General features: G+C 41.1%; 22 protein-coding genes and 1 tRNA gene. 16 read left to right on the top strand and 7 right to left on the bottom strand.

Features of this window, described 5'->3' with window-relative positions:
• Positions 1 to 163 precede the first annotated feature (163 nt).
• The 4 genes from CFS60_RS02880 to nfsA all read left to right on the top strand — a co-directional run bounded on the left by CFS60_RS02880 (position 164) and on the right by nfsA (position 2724).
• Positions 164 to 234 (top strand) — tRNA-Gly (locus tag CFS60_RS02880).
• An 85-nt stretch (positions 235 to 319) separates the two neighbouring features.
• Positions 320 to 1456, top strand: a complete 1137-nt coding sequence (queG, locus tag CFS60_RS02875) for a tRNA epoxyqueuosine(34) reductase QueG (RefSeq protein ID WP_088809122.1) — start codon at positions 320 to 322, stop codon at positions 1454 to 1456.
• A 7-nt stretch (positions 1457 to 1463) separates the two neighbouring features.
• On the top strand, positions 1464 to 1973 hold the full coding sequence (trmL, locus tag CFS60_RS02870; RefSeq protein ID WP_088809121.1) for a tRNA (uridine(34)/cytosine(34)/5-carboxymethylaminomethyluridine(34)-2'-O)-methyltransferase TrmL: 510 nt from the start codon (positions 1464 to 1466) through the stop codon (positions 1971 to 1973).
• Positions 1974 to 1986: 13 nt separating this feature from the next.
• The gene (gene nfsA, locus CFS60_RS02865; RefSeq protein ID WP_088809120.1) at positions 1987 to 2724 is read left to right on the top strand and encodes an oxygen-insensitive NADPH nitroreductase; all 738 of its coding nucleotides are present in this window, start codon (positions 1987 to 1989) and stop codon (positions 2722 to 2724) included.
• A 44-nt stretch (positions 2725 to 2768) separates the two neighbouring features.
• Here the strand turns inward: nfsA and CFS60_RS02860 are convergent, their stop codons facing one another.
• The 3 genes from CFS60_RS02860 to CFS60_RS02850 form a co-directional block, all read right to left on the bottom strand.
• The gene (locus CFS60_RS02860; protein ID WP_088809119.1) at positions 2769 to 2933 is read right to left on the bottom strand and encodes a lmo0937 family membrane protein; all 165 of its coding nucleotides are present in this window, start codon (positions 2931 to 2933) and stop codon (positions 2769 to 2771) included.
• A 65-nt stretch (positions 2934 to 2998) separates the two neighbouring features.
• Positions 2999 to 3469 carry a low molecular weight protein-tyrosine-phosphatase gene (locus tag CFS60_RS02855; protein WP_088815324.1) on the bottom strand — a complete coding sequence of 157 codons (471 nt, stop codon included), beginning with the start codon at positions 3467 to 3469 and terminating at the stop codon, positions 2999 to 3001.
• The gene (locus CFS60_RS02850; protein ID WP_088815323.1) at positions 3466 to 4191 is read right to left on the bottom strand and encodes an SMI1/KNR4 family protein; all 726 of its coding nucleotides are present in this window, start codon (positions 4189 to 4191) and stop codon (positions 3466 to 3468) included. Before CFS60_RS02850 ends, CFS60_RS02855 begins: the two co-directional genes overlap by 4 nt.
• 183 nt (positions 4192 to 4374) lie before the next feature.
• On the opposite strand from CFS60_RS02850, the gene CFS60_RS02845 reads away from it, so the two are divergent.
• The 5 genes from CFS60_RS02845 (at position 4375) to CFS60_RS02825 (ending at position 8165) form a co-directional block, all read left to right on the top strand.
• Positions 4375 to 4848, top strand: coding sequence for a DNA starvation/stationary phase protection protein (locus CFS60_RS02845; protein ID WP_088809116.1), 474 nt, complete (start codon positions 4375 to 4377; stop codon positions 4846 to 4848).
• Between the two features lie 212 nt (positions 4849 to 5060).
• The gene (locus CFS60_RS02840; RefSeq protein ID WP_088809115.1) at positions 5061 to 5363 is read left to right on the top strand and encodes a HesB/YadR/YfhF family protein; all 303 of its coding nucleotides are present in this window, start codon (positions 5061 to 5063) and stop codon (positions 5361 to 5363) included.
• A gap of 100 nt (positions 5364 to 5463) precedes the next feature.
• On the top strand, positions 5464 to 6603 hold the full coding sequence (locus tag CFS60_RS02835; protein ID WP_088815322.1) for an MBL fold metallo-hydrolase: 1140 nt from the start codon (positions 5464 to 5466) through the stop codon (positions 6601 to 6603).
• A 9-nt stretch (positions 6604 to 6612) separates the two neighbouring features.
• Complete coding sequence (locus CFS60_RS02830; RefSeq protein ID WP_088815321.1) at positions 6613 to 6843, top strand: DUF3006 domain-containing protein; 231 nt, start codon at positions 6613 to 6615, stop codon at positions 6841 to 6843.
• 200 nt (positions 6844 to 7043) lie between these two features.
• The gene (locus CFS60_RS02825; protein ID WP_088809443.1) at positions 7044 to 8165 is read left to right on the top strand and encodes a M20 family metallopeptidase; all 1122 of its coding nucleotides are present in this window, start codon (positions 7044 to 7046) and stop codon (positions 8163 to 8165) included.
• Positions 8166 to 8228: 63 nt separating this feature from the next.
• Here CFS60_RS02825 and CFS60_RS02820 read toward each other — a convergent pair whose 3' ends face one another.
• Together CFS60_RS02820 and CFS60_RS02815 are read right to left on the bottom strand one after the other, a co-directional pair.
• Positions 8229 to 9434, bottom strand: coding sequence for an MFS transporter (locus CFS60_RS02820; protein ID WP_088838896.1), 1206 nt, complete (start codon positions 9432 to 9434; stop codon positions 8229 to 8231).
• Positions 9435 to 9440: 6 nt separating this feature from the next.
• The gene (locus tag CFS60_RS02815) at positions 9441 to 10109 is read right to left on the bottom strand and encodes a FadR/GntR family transcriptional regulator (protein WP_088815320.1); all 669 of its coding nucleotides are present in this window, start codon (positions 10107 to 10109) and stop codon (positions 9441 to 9443) included.
• A 125-nt stretch (positions 10110 to 10234) separates the two neighbouring features.
• On the opposite strand from CFS60_RS02815, the gene CFS60_RS02810 reads away from it, so the two are divergent.
• Together CFS60_RS02810 and CFS60_RS02805 are read left to right on the top strand one after the other, a co-directional pair.
• A complete protein-coding gene (locus CFS60_RS02810; protein WP_088809111.1) occupies positions 10235 to 11287 on the top strand; it encodes an AI-2E family transporter in 1053 nt (350 codons plus the stop codon).
• Positions 11277 to 11720, top strand: a complete 444-nt coding sequence (locus CFS60_RS02805) for an N-acetyltransferase (protein ID WP_088838805.1) — start codon at positions 11277 to 11279, stop codon at positions 11718 to 11720. Before CFS60_RS02810 ends, CFS60_RS02805 begins: the two co-directional genes overlap by 11 nt.
• A gap of 41 nt (positions 11721 to 11761) precedes the next feature.
• On the opposite strand, the gene CFS60_RS02800 is transcribed toward CFS60_RS02805, so the two are convergent.
• Both CFS60_RS02800 and CFS60_RS02795 read right to left on the bottom strand, forming a co-directional pair.
• Positions 11762 to 12637 carry an alpha/beta hydrolase gene (locus CFS60_RS02800; RefSeq protein ID WP_088809109.1) on the bottom strand — a complete coding sequence of 292 codons (876 nt, stop codon included), beginning with the start codon at positions 12635 to 12637 and terminating at the stop codon, positions 11762 to 11764.
• Between the two features lie 21 nt (positions 12638 to 12658).
• Positions 12659 to 13477 (bottom strand): alpha/beta hydrolase, encoded by an 819-nt coding sequence (locus CFS60_RS02795; RefSeq protein ID WP_088809108.1) that lies wholly within the window; start codon positions 13475 to 13477, stop codon positions 12659 to 12661.
• A 136-nt stretch (positions 13478 to 13613) separates the two neighbouring features.
• Here CFS60_RS02795 and CFS60_RS02790 point away from each other — a divergent pair, with 136 nt between their 5' ends.
• The 5 genes from CFS60_RS02790 to nagA all read left to right on the top strand — a co-directional run bounded on the left by CFS60_RS02790 (position 13614) and on the right by nagA (position 17045).
• On the top strand, positions 13614 to 14075 hold the full coding sequence (locus tag CFS60_RS02790; protein ID WP_088809107.1) for a DUF4064 domain-containing protein: 462 nt from the start codon (positions 13614 to 13616) through the stop codon (positions 14073 to 14075).
• A gap of 101 nt (positions 14076 to 14176) precedes the next feature.
• Positions 14177 to 14407, top strand: a complete 231-nt coding sequence (locus CFS60_RS02785) for a hypothetical protein (protein ID WP_088809106.1) — start codon at positions 14177 to 14179, stop codon at positions 14405 to 14407.
• Positions 14408 to 14572: 165 nt separating this feature from the next.
• Positions 14573 to 14890 carry a hypothetical protein gene (locus CFS60_RS02780; protein ID WP_088809105.1) on the top strand — a complete coding sequence of 106 codons (318 nt, stop codon included), beginning with the start codon at positions 14573 to 14575 and terminating at the stop codon, positions 14888 to 14890.
• Between the two features lie 15 nt (positions 14891 to 14905).
• On the top strand, positions 14906 to 15754 hold the full coding sequence (locus CFS60_RS02775) for a PspA/IM30 family protein (RefSeq protein ID WP_088809104.1): 849 nt from the start codon (positions 14906 to 14908) through the stop codon (positions 15752 to 15754).
• Positions 15755 to 15911: 157 nt separating this feature from the next.
• Positions 15912 to 17045, top strand: a complete 1134-nt coding sequence (nagA, locus tag CFS60_RS02770) for an N-acetylglucosamine-6-phosphate deacetylase (protein WP_088809103.1) — start codon at positions 15912 to 15914, stop codon at positions 17043 to 17045.
• The last annotated feature ends 12 nt before the right edge of the window (positions 17046 to 17057 follow it).

Raw genomic sequence — 17057 nt, 5'->3', positions numbered from 1 at the left:
ATGAATAAATTTGGAAAGAAGTTTAAAATTCAGACGGATTAGATGTGAGGCTTACCCAATTTTTAACAAAAAAAACATAAATTTTTAAAAAAGGTCTTGTCAAAATTAGTATCTGGTGTTATGATATAAAAGTTGTTACAAACAACGTCATAAAGCCAATTGTGCGGGTGTAGTTTAGTGGTAAAACCACAGCCTTCCAAGCTGTTGTCGGGAGTTCGATTCTCCTCACCCGCTCTTTACATACTGTTACTAACGCAGTGTTTCGACCTTTTTAAGCGAAGCATTGCGTTTATTTTTTATTTTAAAAGGAGGTTTTCGCATGGATACGACAAAGCTAAAGGCTGAAATAATTCAGTATGCGACCGAAATTGGTGTGCAGAAAATTGGCTTTACGACTGCGGATCCTTTTTTGTTTTTAAAAGAACGTTTGGAAATTGCCGAAAAAGAAGAGGTTTTAACCGGGTTTGAACATCCCGTTTTAAACGAGCGAGTGTATCCTGAACTCATTTTCGAAGAGCCAAAATCCATTATCGCGATTGCGCTCGCCTATCCGTCTAAGCTAAAGGAAAGCCCTGTGAGTAAGCGTGAATCGCGGCGTGGCGTCTTTGCACGCGCTTCTTGGGGCACCGACTATCATACGATTTTGCGCGAAAAGCTGGCACTTATTGAAGCTTTTATTTTAAAACGAGTGCCCGAAGCTAAAATGAAAAGCATGGTCGATACGGGCGAATTATCTGATGTGGCTGTGGCAGAACGAGCAGGTATCGGTGCTCGCGGTAAAAACACGCTATTAATTACGAAAGAATACGGTTCATGGGTGTACTTAGGCGAAATGCTAACGAACATTGCTTTCCCGCCAGATGAGCCAATTGGCGACTTGTGCGGTGACTGCAATCAGTGCGTTAAAGCTTGCCCGACTGGCTCACTACTCGGCGAAGGCGCAATGAATCCCAAAATTTGTTTAAGCTATTTAACGCAAACAAAAGGCTTTTTAGAAGAAAAATATCGCGATGTGTTGCATAATCGTTTATATGGTTGCGATACGTGCCAAGTTGTTTGTCCGTATAACCGCGGTCATGATTTCCACTTGCACCCTGAAATGGAACCAGACCCAGAACGCGTGCGGCCGGAATTGAAACCGCTTCTGCACATTTCAAATCGCGAATTTAAGGAGCAATTTGGGCATATGGCAGGCTCTTGGCGGGGGAAAAAGCCGATTCAAAGAAACGCAATTATTATTCTGGCGCGATATAAAGATAAAACGGCGATACCCGACTTAATCGGCTGCTTGTTGCATGATGCGCGGCCAGTCATTCGCGGCACTGCCGCGTGGGCGCTCGCTAGAATTGGTGGCCAAAACGCGGAAACAGCCATTTTAACGGCAGAGAAAGCAGAAACGGACAATGACGTTTTGGCAGAAATTAAACAAGCGAAAAAAAATTTAGGAGTAAGGTGAGTAAAAAATGGCAAATCATATCGTACTTTATCAACCAGAAATCCCGGCGAACACGGGAAATATTTCGCGCACATGCGCAGGGACGGATACGTATTTACATCTTATTCGACCACTCGGTTTTAGCACAGATGACAAAATGTTGAAACGCGCAGGCCTAGATTACTGGGACCACGTAAAATTAAATTATTATGACTCACTAGATGAGTTTTTTGAAAAAAATGCGGGTGGGGAGTTTTATTTTATTACGAAATTCGGCCGCCACGTATATAGCGATGTGAATTATAGCAATCCAGATAAAGATTACTTTTTTGTGTTTGGAAAGGAAACGACGGGACTGCCTGATGAGCTTTTAAAGGCACATGAGGAAACGGCGCTTAGAATTCCGATGACGGATAAAATCAGGTCGCTTAATTTGTCGAATACGGCTGCGATTTTAATTTATGAAGCTTTGCGGCAACAAAATTTTGGCGAACTAGATCAGGCCCCGCACTATGAACACCAAGTTTTTGAAGATTAAAGGGGGAGTTAAAATGAATGAAACGATTGAACAAATTTTAGGGCATTATTCGGTACGTGAGTTTGAAGATAAGCCGCTTTCGGATGAGCAAATTACCTTGCTCGTGAAAAGTGCACAAGCGGCTTCTACTTCCAATTTTGTTCAAGCCTATTCGATTATCGGGGTAAGTGATAAATCGCTTCGCAGGGAACTAGCAAAAATTGCGAACAATACGGGCTACATTGAAAAAACGGGGCAATTTTTCGTTTTTGTCGCAGATTTAGCAAGGAATAAACGCATTGCGGAAGCATACAACGCTTCGGCCGATTCTTTAGAAACAACCGAGAAGTTTTTAGTGGCGGTTATTGATGCGGCGCTTGCGGCCCAAAATATGGCGCTCGCAGCCGAATCGATGGGGCTCGGGGTTTGCTATATTGGTGGAATCCGGAATGATTTGAAGAAAGTGTCGGAGCTATTGAACATTCCGGATTATGCGATTCCACTATTCGGTTTAACAGTGGGACAGCCCGTGCAAAATTCTGCGCCTAAACCGCGAATGCCAGAAGGGTTAATTTATCATGAGAACACCTATAGGAATAAAGAAAAAGAATTGTATTATGCGTATGATGAGATCATTCGTGACTATTACAAGGAACGAACTGGCGGCGCGCGCATTGAAGCTTGGACGGAACAAATTGCAAAAGGCATGAGCCAAAAAACGCGTATGGAATTGAAGGCTTTTATCGAAAGTAAGCATTTAGGAACAAAATAAAAAAAGCGTTAGTGATAAACTCACTAGCGCTTTTTTCGGTTCTATTACTGGTTTCGCTTGTTTCTAGCAGATTGAATTAAGTTCCAGATAATGAGAACTAAAATCACAACGAGGAGGATGTTAATTAAGCCACCTGCGATATGAAAAATCAATCCGATAAGCCAAACGACGAATAAAACGACAATAATTCCCCAAATGATACCTAACATATTAAAACCTCAAATCCTTTGATTGTACGTTAATTAGTACCACAATTTGGCATGCGCCAAACATTTTATAGGTTATGTTTCGTTCGAATCGTTTGTAAAAGTCCTTCTGTTCCCGCTGTGACAAGACGTTCTGTTTCATCGAAATCTCCCGTATAATACGGATCGGGGACGCTCGAACGGTCACTATTTGGTACAAAATCCATCAATTTATAAATCGAGGCTGAGCTGTTTGCACCGCCTAACGCTAAAATATCTTCTAAATTGGCATCGTCCATTCCGATAATGTAATCCGCCGTTTCAAAATCCGCTAAACTAATTTTCCGCGCGCGCATATGACTGAAATCAATTTGATGTTTTTCTAAAACCTTTTGCGTGCCGCGATGAGGCGGATTTCCTAAATTCCACGTACCCGTTGCCGCCGAATCGATTTCGAATTGGTCAGCTAAATGCGCGTCCTCCACCTGCTTTCTAAAAAAGCCTTCCGCCATCGGAGAACGACAAATATTCCCAAGGCATACAAAAATCACTTTAATCATGATGATTCTCCCTTCCATTCCTTCTCTAAAGTCGAAATATCAATACCGCAAGCTTGAAACTGCTGAAAAAGTTCGTTCACAAGAGCTTTTGGTAATTTTCGTCTAAAATATAAAATTTGATTTTCGAATAGCGTAAAAGCATTTTTCGCGTCACCTTCCAAAATAAGCGTCCTAATATGATGTAAAAACCACGGCTTATCTGCTTCGTCTTCAAGCAAGGTCAAAATTTTCCTTCTCCCATCAAAGTCTGCCTGAAGGAGCATCTGATCAAGTTTCGCGTGCCCATAAGTTGTCACATTTTCATATTCAAATGGCTCAAAGTAAAGCTGCGCTAAAAATGTATCAAAGTTTGCGGCAATCGTAAGCGTCTGCAAGGTTTCAAAATCGGCGTATAAAATGCTCGGCAAAGCCGTTTTATAATCAAAACCAAGATAGCGTTCGCCGTCCTTAGAAAAATAAATAATCTTTCCAGAAAGTGGATTTTCAGATGCTGCCGGAGGCTCTGTGATTAAATTGTGCAGGCCAAAAATTTGATAGACTTCCAGAAAATCAAAGCCATAAGATGTTGGCTCGCTCGTTTTAAAATGATTTTTTTGAATGAAGCCGCCATTTTGTTTCGCGATTAGTGCCCGGTACGCCGTAGGTAACTGAATTTGATTTGCCGCTTCAAACGCTTCGATGTCACGCGCTAAAGCAGGCGCCGTTTTGGATGCTAGCCACATTTTAAACACCTCCAAATTCCATTATGCTAAAGATTTTTAAACGTTGCAACAATAAATCGTTTAGGAAAATGATTTTGTGGTAAACTTAGATTGTGATACTTTCCACACTGGACAAAATGTGGGGATTAGTTTATAATAATTATTATATAATAGTAATTATAATTTAGGAGGAGAAAAGATATTATGAAAACAATTAACTCGGTAGATACAAAGGAATTCTTAAACCACCAAGTCGCTAATTTAAACGTATTCACGGTAAAAATTCACCAAATTCATTGGTATATGCGCGGACGCAGTTTCTTCACCTTACACGAAAAAATGGATGACTTATATAGCGAATTTGGGGAACAAATGGACGAAGTAGCGGAACGTTTACTTGCGATTGGCGGTAGCCCGTTCAGCACATTAAAAGAATTTTTAGACAATGCGAGTGTTGAAGAAGCACCTTACACGAAACCAAAAACGATGGAAGAGTTGATGGAAGATCTTGTAGGCACGTTGGAACTTCTCCGCGATGAGTATAAGCAAGGGATTGAGCTTTCTGAAAAAGAAGGCGATGATGTTACAAATGACATGCTAATCGGCTTCAAAGCAGAGATTGACAAACATATTTGGATGTTTAAAGCTTATCTTGGCAAAGGCCCTTTGGATAAATAAGGAGAGAAAGATGTGGCGCGCAGTCACATCTTTTTTTTTGCACAAATGATGTTATATAACAGAACTTGTATGGGAAAATTGTTATCTAACAAAATGTTTAAAGTTTTGCGAAAAGAGGTATAAAAAAATCAAGCATAAAAGCAGAATGCATGATTAATCATTAAAAATCTGCTAATCTAACTATAAACCATTAAGGAATGAGGAGTGAAATTATGGAAATCAAAGTGACGGAAAATGCCCAAAGCTGGTTTAAAGATGAGTTCGATGTATCAGGCGATAACGGTATTCGCCTTTTCGCTAAATACGGTGGCTCCAATAGTTCCTTGCATCCAGGTTTTTCAATTGGAGTTTCTGCTGCTGTCCCGAACGAAGCCGTTGTAACCGATCAAGAAGAAGGCATTCTGTTCTTTATCGAAGAACATGATTATTGGTTCTTCAAAGAGCACGACTGGGAAATTGACTATAATCCTGAAACAGAGGAAGTCAAATATTCCTTCACGGAAACGGTCAAGTAAATGCGAAGTTAATGAACTGCAAGCGTAAAGCTTGCAGTTTTTTTAGATTGACGCAAAACGTACGTTCTGTTAAGCTACTAAAACAGGGGGTTTTTACTAGATGAAAAAATTAGTAGTTTTATTTGCTGCACTACTCGTATTATCGGGTTGTAGCAACATGTCCATCGTTTCAGGAGAAGCGGAAAGCAAGGTTTCTTCGGAAAAGTTAGATGGCGCAAGTTTTACATTTTTTGACGTTGGTCAAGGGGACAGCACCCTAATTGAGGCGGACGACGGCACGACCATTTTAATTGATACTGGGCGGAGCGATGACAATCGCATTTTGACGTACTTAAAAGAAAAAAATGTCGAAAAAATTGATTTGCTTCTTTTGACGCATCCGCACGCCGATCATATTGGCAACGCCGATAAAATTATTCAAACATACAAGCCAAAGGAAATTTGGATGGACGGCTTAACTTTTAATAGCTCAATTTATGAGCGCGTTATTGATGCGGCGCTTGATTCTGGAGCGGCATATAAGGAACCCAGAACAGGAGATGAGGCGTCTTTTGGACCGTTTGAACTCTCCGTTTTAAGCCCAAAAACACTTAGTAACGATGCAAATAATGATAGTATTGCAATCAGGCTTACATACAAGGACATTTCGGCGATTTTCACTGGGGATGCTGAAAAGGGGCGCGAAGAGGAGATGGTGGACAGCGGCATCAACCTGAAAGCCGACATCTTAGACCTCGGGCACCATGGTTCTTCCACTTCAAACCAACCTTTTTTCTTGGATAAAGTAGAGCCGGAAGTAGCAATTTATTCTGCGGAAAAGGGGAACAGTTACGGGCATCCTCACGTCGAGGTTTTGGAATGGCTAAAAGAGCGAAACATTCAAACTTACGGAACAGATGTGAACGGTACGGTGACGATTACGACAGACGGACAAACGCTTAATGTGGCTACGGAAAAAGCGGGCACGCCCAAATCCGGAAGCAGTTATAAAGCGGATACGAAACAACGGGCAGAATCCAAAACCGACGAAGGAAAGTCGGAAGAAATGCCAACTTCCATCAATTTAAATACGGCTTCACTAGAGGAATTACAATTTTTACCGCTTATCGGTCCAGAACTGGCAGGCAAAATCATTGCGGAGAGGCCTTATGAAAAGGTTGACGATTTAAAACGGATTAACGGAATTGGTGATGGCATTGTAAGACAAATCAAAGCGCAAGGAATTGCGGTAACGAAGTAGGTGAACAGAATGGAAGCAGTGCTTGACCGAATTGAAGATGGCATCGCGGTGTTTCTTATAAAACCAGATGAAACGGAATTTGAAATCGCACAAGCTAAAATTCCAACCGACCTAAAAGAAGGCGACGCCGTTTTGATTGCAGAAGACGGTACGGTGACAAAAAATGAAGCAGCCACTGCAGCGGCCAAATCGCGTATCGCAGAAAAATTGGAACGCCTTCGGAAACAAAACAGGCGTTGACATGAACGTGTAAGCGCGGTATATTAATAAAAAATCGGACCTCTTTTCTTTGAAAAGAGGTCTCAGATTGTAAGGAAAACTCTAAACTGAAGCAAAACGTACCATGGCACAATCAGACTGAGGTCTTTTGAATAGGGGGATGGATTTTGGAAGAGCAAATTTTGACGTATTTAGAGGAAAATCAGGCGACGTTTGTGGCGATGAGTCACGCGATTCATGCGCGGCCGGAAATTGGGAATGAAGAGTTTTTTGCGAGTCAGCTTTTGGCGGACACACTTGAAAAAGAAGGTTTCACTTTGAAACGCGGTGTTGCTAGTCATGAAACAGCCTTTATTGCCGAAAAAAGCAGTGGAAAAAAAGGGCCTCGAGTTGTCTTTTTGGCGGAGTACGATGCGCTTCCTGGGCTCGGGCACGCGTGCGGTCATAATCTTATTGGAACGACGAGTGTATTTGCGGCGATTTCGCTTGCGCGTGTTTTGGCGGAAATTGGTGGAGATGTGCTCGTTTACGGTACGCCAGCTGAGGAAGGCGGGCCAAATGGCAGTGCGAAGGGAAGTTTCGTGCGCGAGGGATTATTTGCTAATATTGACGCAGCACTTATGATTCACCCAAATGGGAAAACACATGTTACGGTGCCAGCCCCGGCCGTTGATGTGCTTGATTTTGAATTTATTGGAAAGGCGGCACACGCGGCAACTAATCCGGAGGCAGGAATTAACGCGCTGGACGGCGTCATTCAATTCTACAACGGGATTAATGCGCTTAGACAGCATTTGCCAAAAGATGCGAGCATTCATGGTATCATAACGGACGGCGGTAAAGCGGCGAATATTGTGCCAGATTACGCGAAAGCGCGCTTTTTCGTTCGCGCCGCGAAGCGCAAGAACTTAAATACTTTAACCGAACGCGTTATCCAAGTCGCAGAAGGTGCCGCTTTACAAACCGGCGCTAAGATGAACGCAATTCGTATTCAAAACGGAGTTGACAATGTCTGGGTAAATAAGCCGTTTAATCACCTTTTCGCCGAGATTGCAAAGCAGTTAGATATTCCGTGCGATACAGATGGAGCTGGGGTCGGGTCGAGCGATGCAGGCAACGTCAGCCAAGTCATTCCAACCATTCACCCCTTTATTAAAATCGGACCAGAAACGCTCGTCGCTCACACAGATGAATTTCGCGAAGCAGCAAAATCAAGCGAAGGAGATAAAGCCCTTTTACTTGGGGCAAAATTACTCGCTTTGACTGCGCTACAACTTTACAAGGATAGCGACCTACTTGAAGAAATCAAACAAGACCAGTTGCGCCTTGCGAAATTAGAATAAAATAAGACGGAAGACAGTTGGCCAGTCTCGCCATCTGTCTTCCGTCTTATTTGGCGTGAGCTTTTAAGCATCAAAAATCGTTTTATTGCGAGCCGCGCCCATACCACAAATACAAAAAACGCCAAGTGCGAGCAGAAGAATGATGAGCGGCACCATAAAACTTCCTAGCCAGTCATGCAAAATGCCGAACAAAATCGGCCCACAAGCTGCAAGCAGATAACCAATTGATTGCGCCATACCTGACATATCCGCCGCTTCTTTCGCCGTGTTGGTCCGCAAATTGAAGAACATCATACAAAGACTAAAGGAAGTCCCCGAGCCAATGCCAAGACATACTATCGCAACAGCGAGCACCGCAAGATTTTGAATCGGTAGGAGCAAACCTAAAATGCCAAGAACCATCATTATCGCTGAAAATAAAACGAGTGCGCGCTGATTCTTCATTTTAAATGCAATGATAGGAACGATAAACGTGATAGGCATAATGCCAAATTGCATGAGCGAAAGCATAAAACCACCTTCAGCGCTAGAAAAGCCTTGTTCTTGAACCATGACAGGCAAGAATGCCACCGAAATGTAAAAGACAGCCGATTGAATTCCCATCATTGCCGCAATTTGCCACGCCATTTTAGAATGCCATACATTCCCCGTTTGACTTTGTTCCACTACATGCGTCTGTTCCAATTGGGCTCGTTTAGTTGAAAGTTGTGGCAGCCAAATTAAAAGGGCCACCGCCACAAAGCCCGCCCAAATAAAAAGTGTCGCCTGCCAATTGCCGCTGAGCTGAGTCGCAATAGGAACACTTAAACCAGAAGCAATCGCCGCAAATAAGTTCATTGAAATGGAATAAATTCCAGTCATCATGCCAAGTTGAAACGGAAACTCTTTTTTGATTAAACTAGGAATAATCACATTTCCAAACGCAATCCCAATCCCGATAAAAAGCGTGCCGACAAGCAAAAAAGTTAGATTGCCGATAGGACGAATGATACTGCCAAGTAAAATCATAAGTAGCGTATAAAAAACGAGTTTTTCAACCCCCGTTTTTTGACTAATTTTTGAAACAAAAGGAGAAATAAGCGCAAACGCAATGAGTGGCAGAGTCGTTAAAAATCCTGCTAGCGTATTCGAAATAGGCATGCTTTCGCGAATATAATCGAGCAGTGGACTGACAGCCGTGAGCGGCATCCGCAAATTGACAGCCACCAAAACGATGCCAGCCATTAAAAATATCTTTTGATTGCGTGCAACCTGTTTGTTTTCTAGCATAACCAATTAAAACCCCTCATCTGAAATTCGATTTTTGTAAAGTGAAATGTAGGAATCCACCTCATGTTGTGCTTTTTTGACATCTTGATGTGAAATAGCCTCAACTAATGCCTCGTGACTATTCAAACGATCTGCCTGAAGCAACGTCGAGTGCATAATGGAGGTGTGAATTTTATCAAATAAATGTGCATAAATATCCGTGAGGAGCTCATTTTTCGAACAAAGTGCCATAGTATGATGTAACGCCATATCCGCTTGAATAAATTCGTCAATGTTAGCCGCCTGCTGGCATTTTTTCACAAGCGCATAAAGCGACTCAAGATCAGCTTCCGTTCGCCTAGCACACGCAAGAGCCACAATTTCACTCTCCAGCGCATGCCTAGCTTCAAAAATTTCGAGCAAAGAAGACTTCGAAACACGCTCCTGCAAAACAGCTTGAAGCGGACTATTCGCCACAACAAACGTCCCGTTCCCTTGACGTACTTCTAAAAGCCCCATTTGGGATAAAGCTTGGACGGCTTCCCGGAGAGTATTTCGACTAATTTTCAAGTCTTCCATCAAATGTTTCTCACTCGGAATTTTATCGCCCACTTGCCATTCACCTGAATGGATTTTTTCTTCAATAAAGGTATAAACTTGCTTACTAAGCGTTGTTCGCTCAATTTTCGATTTCATAAAATCCCTCTTTCAATTAAAGGTAGGATGATAGGTTTATTGTAAAGGAATTTTAAATGGTTGTAAATAGCGATGAGGAAGGAGATGTGCTATCATTGAAAGTATTGAAGAGGAGGAATGGCGAAATGGAATGGTTCGCACAGTTCTTAAAGAAAGACACCCCGAGACGACTTTTTGTTTTTGTCATTCTTGGCGTGCTCATTTATTTAGTTCGCAGTATGATAGATTTAATTTTACTCACGTTTATCTTTGCGTTTTTAGTCACAAGGCTCGAAAATGTGATTTTAAAGCGCGTTCGAATTCCGAGACGACTCATTGTTATTTTTTTGTACATACTCGTTGCCGCGCTTTTATATATCGCGATTGTTTATTATTTGCCGATTCTTATCCAGCAAATTTCAGATCTCGTGAATATGCTCGTTGCCATGTATAACCAGCCGGGCGACAATACGATGGTAAATTGGATTGTGGATTTGTTGAAGCAATCGAATATACAGAAATATTTAGAAGCTAGCGTGGAATTTGTTATCGCATCATTATCAGGCATTGGTGCCATTGGGATGTCCTTTTTCTTAGCGCTCATTTTAAGTTTGTTTTTCTCGCTCGAAAAAGAGCGTGTCACGCAGTTTACATCACAATTTTTCACAAGCAAAATCGGCTTTATTTTTAAAGATTTCGCTTATTTTGGAAGCAAATTCGTTTCAACATTCGGTGTCGTATTAGAAGCGCAACTTCTTATTGCACTTGTAAACACATTTATTACGACGATTGCCCTCTATCTTATGGGCTTTCCGCAGCTTCTTAGCTTATCCATCATGGTTTTCGTACTCGGCATGATTCCTGTTGCAGGTGTCATTATTTCTTGTATTCCGCTTTCGATTATCGCGTATTCCATCGGCGGGTTTACAGATGTGTTTTATATCTTGCTCACTGTGGTCATCGTGCACGCCATCGAAACGTATATTTTAAACCCAAAATTAATGTCTTCAAAAACCGATTTACCAGTGTTTTATACGTTTATTGTGCTGATTTTTTCGGAAGCATTTTTCGGCGTTTGGGGGTTGATTGTGGGGATTCCAGTATTCGTATTTATTTTGGATCTTTTAGATGTGCGGAGAACGAGCGAAATACCACGTAAAAACTTTTTCGGTAGGAGGAAGAAAAACGATGATGCGTAAAATCACGGAAAACTACCCGTATGCACTACTTTACGATGCTGATCCATCAAAGGAAATCGTCGCAGATTACTTGGCACGCGGCGAATGCTACGGCCTTTTCGAGCATGAGCAACTCATCGGTACAATCGTTTTACTAAAAACCCGCCCCAAAACCATTGAAATCATGAACATCGCTATTTTGGAAGAAAAAAGGGGCTTAGGCTACGGAAAAAACCTCATTACGCAGGCGATTAATATCGCACAAAAATACGGCGCCAGAACAATTGAACTCGGAACAGGCAATTCCAGTGTGAGCCAGCTCGCGCTCTACCAAAAATGTGGATTCAGAATGACACATATCGAAAAAGATTATTTCACGAAACATTACCCCGAACCCATTTTCGAAAATGGCATTGAATGCCGCGATATGATTCGCCTATCCTTAAACTTGTAAAAGAAAAATCACGCCAGGCCGGCGTGATTTTTTGCGTTATCTTATCCGTTTGAAATCCATAAAAAGTCGCCGATAACAGCATCGACTTCCGGGTTTTCATGCAATTTGCTATGTTCAGCATTGCTGCCTTCAAAAACCTTTTCTTCATAGTTTAAAATATCCGAAAAAATGAATTTCCCAGAAAGCGCGCTTGAAACAGGGACGCTCCCATCACTTTTTGTGCCATCCAATTTATCACCAGCAATAGTGTATACTTCGAGCGATTTAGGAATCGATGCTTGATGTTGAATAAAATTCGCATAGCGTTCCGTTTCTGTTTTTGGTCCTGTATCCGTCAAATCATATGCGCTGTTACCAATTGCTAGCCCGTTTAGCGGGGCGCCAATTAAAACGAGCTTTTCAAGCGTCGGGTATGCGGCGTCATTTCCAGTTTGCTCCACATAATTTGTCAAACTAACGCCGCCCATCGAATGCCCGACTGCATTCATCTTTGTAATATGGTAGTCCGATTTTAGCGCTTTACCTACCGTTTTCAACCATTCCGTCTGATTGACCATCGAACTTTTATTATTTTCGAATAAAACTTGAATGAGTGGATTATGACTAAATTTGTCATAGTTACCCGTAATATCAAGTGTGCCGTCTGATTTAACCGTAATCACAAGTGATTTCGTTGCATCATTTTGTGATTCGAGTCTCTTTATCATGCCACCAAGTGAATTTTTTGTGCCTGCGTAGCCATGAACAAATAGTGTCGGAATAGCGATTTCACGAGGCTTTTTCACATCAGCTTTCGCTTTAACCGTTTGTTTCGCCTTATTGTCATCCGCATTCCGCTTATCCATCGTTTGAAAAATAAAACTAAAACCTAAAAAAAGGAGACAGAGTGCGAGTATTAAAAAGATGATTTTTTTCATATCGAAGAAATTCCTCCATTTTTATTTTCCAAAAAGAAATGGAATAACTTGCTTGTCAACAGCAGGGAGTTCGTGCATATTGCTATGCGTCGCATCCGGCTCTTCTATAACATGTGTCGTCACTTTTTGGTTTTTAAAAAGTGTTTTCCCATACAGTACGCTGTCCACTTTTACTTCCCCGTCACTGTTCGTGCCGTCTTCTATATTACCAGCAATAATCAAAATCGGGATATTTTCGGGTAAAACTTTCGCCATTCTCGCGGCAAAATTTGAATGGACTTTTTCCTCGTTTCGGATATCAACTTGCTCATCGCCGTTTATGTACTCTTCAGGGTAAAGTGGTACGGCCAAAAATACAACTTTATTAATGGTCGGGTAGTTTGGATCTTTCGAATACGATGCTAAATATGCCTCCCAGACACCACCGCCCATCGAGTGCGCCACTGCATTGAATTTTGTAATGTGTTGGTGCTTTTGCAAATAAGCCATTACCTTTTTCATCCACATCGCTTGCTGCGTAATAGTTGCGCGATTATTGTCAAATACAACATTAATAAGCGGATTCTTAGCGCTAGAGTTATATTCACCTTCTGTTGAAATTTCGCCAATTTTGCTGACATGGACAATCATCGCATCCGTTGCGACATGATATTTTTGGTCAAAACGGCGAATCATGCCATGAAGTGAGCGATCCGTTCCGTGATAACCATGAATGAAAATCGTTGGAACTCCAGTGCTTACAGCTTCAGGCCTTACTGGATTTAGCTGGATTAGCGAGAAAATCGCTCCTACAACACATAAAATCGGCACTAGATAAGCTAAGAAAATTCGCTTCATCATGCGAGTTCATCCCCCTAATTCAAAGTCTGATTTGATTATACATGCTTTTAAATGAAATTGCACTTACTTAAAAACTTGGAATAACAGAACATTTAATAGTATACTGAACTAGTAAGAGAGTTAGGAGGAGTTTATTTTGATTAAAAGAACAGGTGAAGTGGTTTTAACCAGTATCGGTCTAGCTTTATCTCTCATTTTACAAGGCCTCATGACCTACTATGCTTTCGCTTTTGTAAACTCAACTGCTACACAAAGCGGGCGTGAGATATTTATAGCAAACTATGAAGAAACATTACAGAAATCGGGGATAAGTTTGGCTGATGCGCCGTCCAGTACGCAGTTAATTGATGTGCTAGGCAAGTATTCGATTTTTCTCCTTGTCTCTTTAATTGTAGTCATCATTTTAACAGCACTAGGCTTTATTTTCATTGTTGGCAATAAAAAGCCCGTTCTTGCCGGCTTCTTATTCCTATTCGCGGGTCTTTTCGTTGTCGCATCAACTTTCTTGGTAGGCTTCATTCCAGCCTTGCTATTCCTGATTGCGGCAATTATGTGTTGGGTACGCAAGCCAAAAGTTAGCCCATTTGATTCATTTTAAGCACATATACATAACAAAAACGGTACTTTTTAAGTATCGTTTTTGTTTGAAAAAATTTCCAAACGGGAAAGAATCAAATGGATAATAAGGAGGTGCGGGTTTTGCGAAAAAAATCTAGCTTAGCGCTAATTGGTGCCGTTTCTGGAGCTGTGGTTGGCGTATTATCTTATATCGTTTACCGGCAACGAACGAATGATCCTTTTGACAGTGTGAATGACATTCGAAAGAAATATGAAGAGGAAGAAGAGAAAGAAACCGAAATTGAGGCAGAAAATATGGTATCCGAAGGCGCGATGTCAAGCGTAAATTATGCAAATAGGTCGCAAGAGTAATAGTGAAAAGTGGTATTAACGTTTGTTTAATGCCATTTTTTTCTTGTTTTTTTTAGCAAAAGGGAAGTAAGCCTATAGTCTGATTTGAAGTTCCTTCTATAGTTGCTTATTTTTGTTGAAAATTCGCGTTATGATGGATACAGTTAAAGTAAGGAGGCAAAAATGATGAGAGGCATAATCATTGCGATACTCGTTGTCATCTTAATTGGTCTAATCTTAACGCTATTATGGCCTGCAATTATGGCAACACTCGGAGCCGTTTTAGGTTTCTATTCGCTTAAAAAATTACTTGAAACAAAATCAGTCGGTGAAAAAGTCGTATACGGTATACTTATTGGTATCGGAGCCTTAATGATTCTTACAAATTTAAAAGGCGCAATTGTTGTCCTAGTCATTGCAGCAATTGTTTACTTCCTAACTAAAAATAACCGTAATAAACGAAATGATAACAACGATACATTTGATTACCCATATAACAAATAATTGGAGGAGAACAAAATGGCAAATTTCTTTGATAAAATGAAAGAATGGAATAAAGAGGTCACTAAGAAAATTGATGAGCGCGCTGAAAAACGTCGCAGTTCGGTAACATATTACATGGATAAAACAAAAGCTGAAATGAAAGACGCAGAACGCATGGTTGAAAAACAACGCGAGTTAAAATCCTTATTTTATAAAGAGTATAAAGAAATGGAAACTTATGTTGAAAAGCGCCGCCGCCAAGTAGAAATTGCTGAGGAAGCTGGCGAAACTAAGCTTGCTGAATTTGCAAAAGCAGAAGTGGCACAATACGAAGAACAATTAGAAACAACAAAAGGTCACTATGAACAAGCTTCCAAACAATTAGAAGATTTAGAGCTCCGCATGCATGAAATGCGCTTAAAATGGAAAAACTTAAAAACACAACACTTAGCTGAAATGGCTGAAAAAAATGCTGCTGAAACTTCAGAAAAAATGGACAAAGTAATCCATGATATGAGCTGGGGCAGCGTTTCTGACTATCACGAAGCACAAAAACAACGCGATCTAGCTGAAGAGGCAAACAAAAAAGCAGATATGGCTAAAGAACTTTCGCAATCCTTTGATGAGCTGATGGATGAACTTGAAAAGAAAACAGCCAAAAGCAAAGAAGTTATTAAAGATAAAGCGCAAGACTTTACAACGATGGTAGATGACATCATCGAACGCGAAAAACAAAACTTCAAGAAAAAAGATCAAGCATCCATGGAAGAACTTCTAAATGATCTTGAAAAAGAATCCAAGAAAAAAGAAAAGGACGACAACAAAGAAGTCTTAATTCCGGAACTTGAGAAAAAAGAAGAAGAAAAAAATAAAGACAAAAAATAATCATCGAAACGTATCAAGCTAAAACCACCTTACTAGGTGGTTTTTTAGTTGCTTAAATTCTCTCTTTAAGGGTAAAAAGAAAAAGGATAAGTTGCTTTTTTTGAAAAAAGCGGTATAATAATTGGTATAGACCGATTGAGAATAGGAGGCTTTCGTAATGACTGTAAAAGTAATTACAAATGCAACAATTTATACAGGAAAACTCGTTTTGGAAGATGCTTACATGCGTTTCGACAAACAAGTAGAGGAAATTGGTTCCATGAGTAACTTTAAGCCAAATGGCGGAGAAGAAATCATCGATGCCAAAGGACAAAAAGTTGTCCCCGGTTTTATTGATGTTCACTCACATGGTGGTTACGGTCATGATGCGATGGACGCTGATCCAGTAGCACTCAAAAAACAAGTTCGTGGCATGTTAAACGAGGGAATTACAACGTATTTTCCTACAACGATGACGCAGTCGCACAAAAATATTGAAGCAGCATTAAAAGTAATTGGCGAAGTAGCAAAAGAGGAGCCAGTTATCGGTGGTATTCATTTAGAAGGTCCATTCGTTTCTGTTGTATTTAAAGGTGCTCAACCTGAAGAATACATCCAAGCTCCAGACCTTGAACTGTTCAAAAAATGGTATGACATTTCAGGCGGGCTAATCAAAGTGGTGACGTATGCCCCAGAACATGAAACCTCTCCTGCTTTTGAAAATTTATGCCAAGAACTCGGTGTTGTTCCTAGTGTCGGGCATTCCAATGATGTGCGCGAGCATTTGAAAACCAGTAAGGCAACCCATGCGACACACCTTTACAATGCCTGCCACCGAATGACGCACCGCGAACCTGGTGTTCCGGGTCACGTTTTACTCGAGGACGGCATTCAGGCGGAGCTTATCGTTGACGGCATTCATGTTAACAAAGACATGGTTAAGCTAGCCTATAAAATGAAAGGCGCACACGGTATTTCACTTATCACGGATTCGATGCGTGCGAAAGGGATGCCAGAAGGGAAATCTGAACTCGGTGGTCAAACGGTTATCGTGAAGGATAAACAAGCGCGTCTTGAAGACGGAACACTCGCTGGAAGTGTGCTGACTTACGACGATGCTTTCCGCAACATGATTAAATTTACGGGCTGCTCAATTGAAGAAGCGGTACTTATGAGTTCCGTCAATCAAGCAAGAGAGTTTAATTTAATCAAAAAAGGTGGTCTTGAAGCAGGGAAAGACGCTGACTTTAACCTTTTTGATGATGCCCTAAACTTAACTGCCACATATTCTTATGGTCAAAAAAACGTTTAATTGAGAGGAAGA

This window comes from Listeria sp. ILCC792 (genome assembly GCF_900186135.1).
Classification (GTDB): Bacteria; Bacillota; Bacilli; order Lactobacillales; family Listeriaceae; genus Listeria; species Listeria goaensis.
This window is presented reverse-complemented; position numbering and strand designations above follow the sequence as displayed.

Bases quoted from the DNA above. Each gene is read 5' to 3' on its own strand.
- CFS60_RS02795 (WP_088809108.1), bottom strand. From the start codon at position 13,477: ATGATGAAGCGAATTTTCTTAGCTTATCTAGTGCCGATTTTATGTGTT.
- CFS60_RS02775 (WP_088809104.1), top strand. From the start codon at position 14,906: ATGGCAAATTTCTTTGATAAAATGAAAGAATGGAATAAAGAGGTCACT.
- CFS60_RS02835 (WP_088815322.1), top strand. From the start codon at position 5,464: ATGAAAAAATTAGTAGTTTTATTTGCTGCACTACTCGTATTATCGGGT.
- CFS60_RS02850 (WP_088815323.1), bottom strand. From the start codon at position 4,191: ATGTGGCTAGCATCCAAAACGGCGCCTGCTTTAGCGCGTGACATCGAA.
- queG (WP_088809122.1), top strand. From the start codon at position 320: ATGGATACGACAAAGCTAAAGGCTGAAATAATTCAGTATGCGACCGAA.
- CFS60_RS02860 (WP_088809119.1), bottom strand. From the start codon at position 2,933: ATGTTAGGTATCATTTGGGGAATTATTGTCGTTTTATTCGTCGTTTGG.
- CFS60_RS02845 (WP_088809116.1), top strand. From the start codon at position 4,375: ATGAAAACAATTAACTCGGTAGATACAAAGGAATTCTTAAACCACCAA.
- trmL (WP_088809121.1), top strand. From the start codon at position 1,464: ATGGCAAATCATATCGTACTTTATCAACCAGAAATCCCGGCGAACACG.
- CFS60_RS02855 (WP_088815324.1), bottom strand. From the start codon at position 3,469: ATGATTAAAGTGATTTTTGTATGCCTTGGGAATATTTGTCGTTCTCCG.
- CFS60_RS02820 (WP_088838896.1), bottom strand. From the start codon at position 9,434: ATGCTAGAAAACAAACAGGTTGCACGCAATCAAAAGATATTTTTAATG.
- CFS60_RS02815 (WP_088815320.1), bottom strand. From the start codon at position 10,109: ATGAAATCGAAAATTGAGCGAACAACGCTTAGTAAGCAAGTTTATACC.
- CFS60_RS02830 (WP_088815321.1), top strand. From the start codon at position 6,613: ATGGAAGCAGTGCTTGACCGAATTGAAGATGGCATCGCGGTGTTTCTT.
- nfsA (WP_088809120.1), top strand. From the start codon at position 1,987: ATGAATGAAACGATTGAACAAATTTTAGGGCATTATTCGGTACGTGAG.
- CFS60_RS02800 (WP_088809109.1), bottom strand. From the start codon at position 12,637: ATGAAAAAAATCATCTTTTTAATACTCGCACTCTGTCTCCTTTTTTTA.
- nagA (WP_088809103.1), top strand. From the start codon at position 15,912: ATGACTGTAAAAGTAATTACAAATGCAACAATTTATACAGGAAAACTC.
- CFS60_RS02810 (WP_088809111.1), top strand. From the start codon at position 10,235: ATGGAATGGTTCGCACAGTTCTTAAAGAAAGACACCCCGAGACGACTT.
- CFS60_RS02825 (WP_088809443.1), top strand. From the start codon at position 7,044: ATGAGTCACGCGATTCATGCGCGGCCGGAAATTGGGAATGAAGAGTTT.
- CFS60_RS02780 (WP_088809105.1), top strand. From the start codon at position 14,573: ATGAGAGGCATAATCATTGCGATACTCGTTGTCATCTTAATTGGTCTA.
- CFS60_RS02840 (WP_088809115.1), top strand. From the start codon at position 5,061: ATGGAAATCAAAGTGACGGAAAATGCCCAAAGCTGGTTTAAAGATGAG.
- CFS60_RS02805 (WP_088838805.1), top strand. From the start codon at position 11,277: ATGATGCGTAAAATCACGGAAAACTACCCGTATGCACTACTTTACGAT.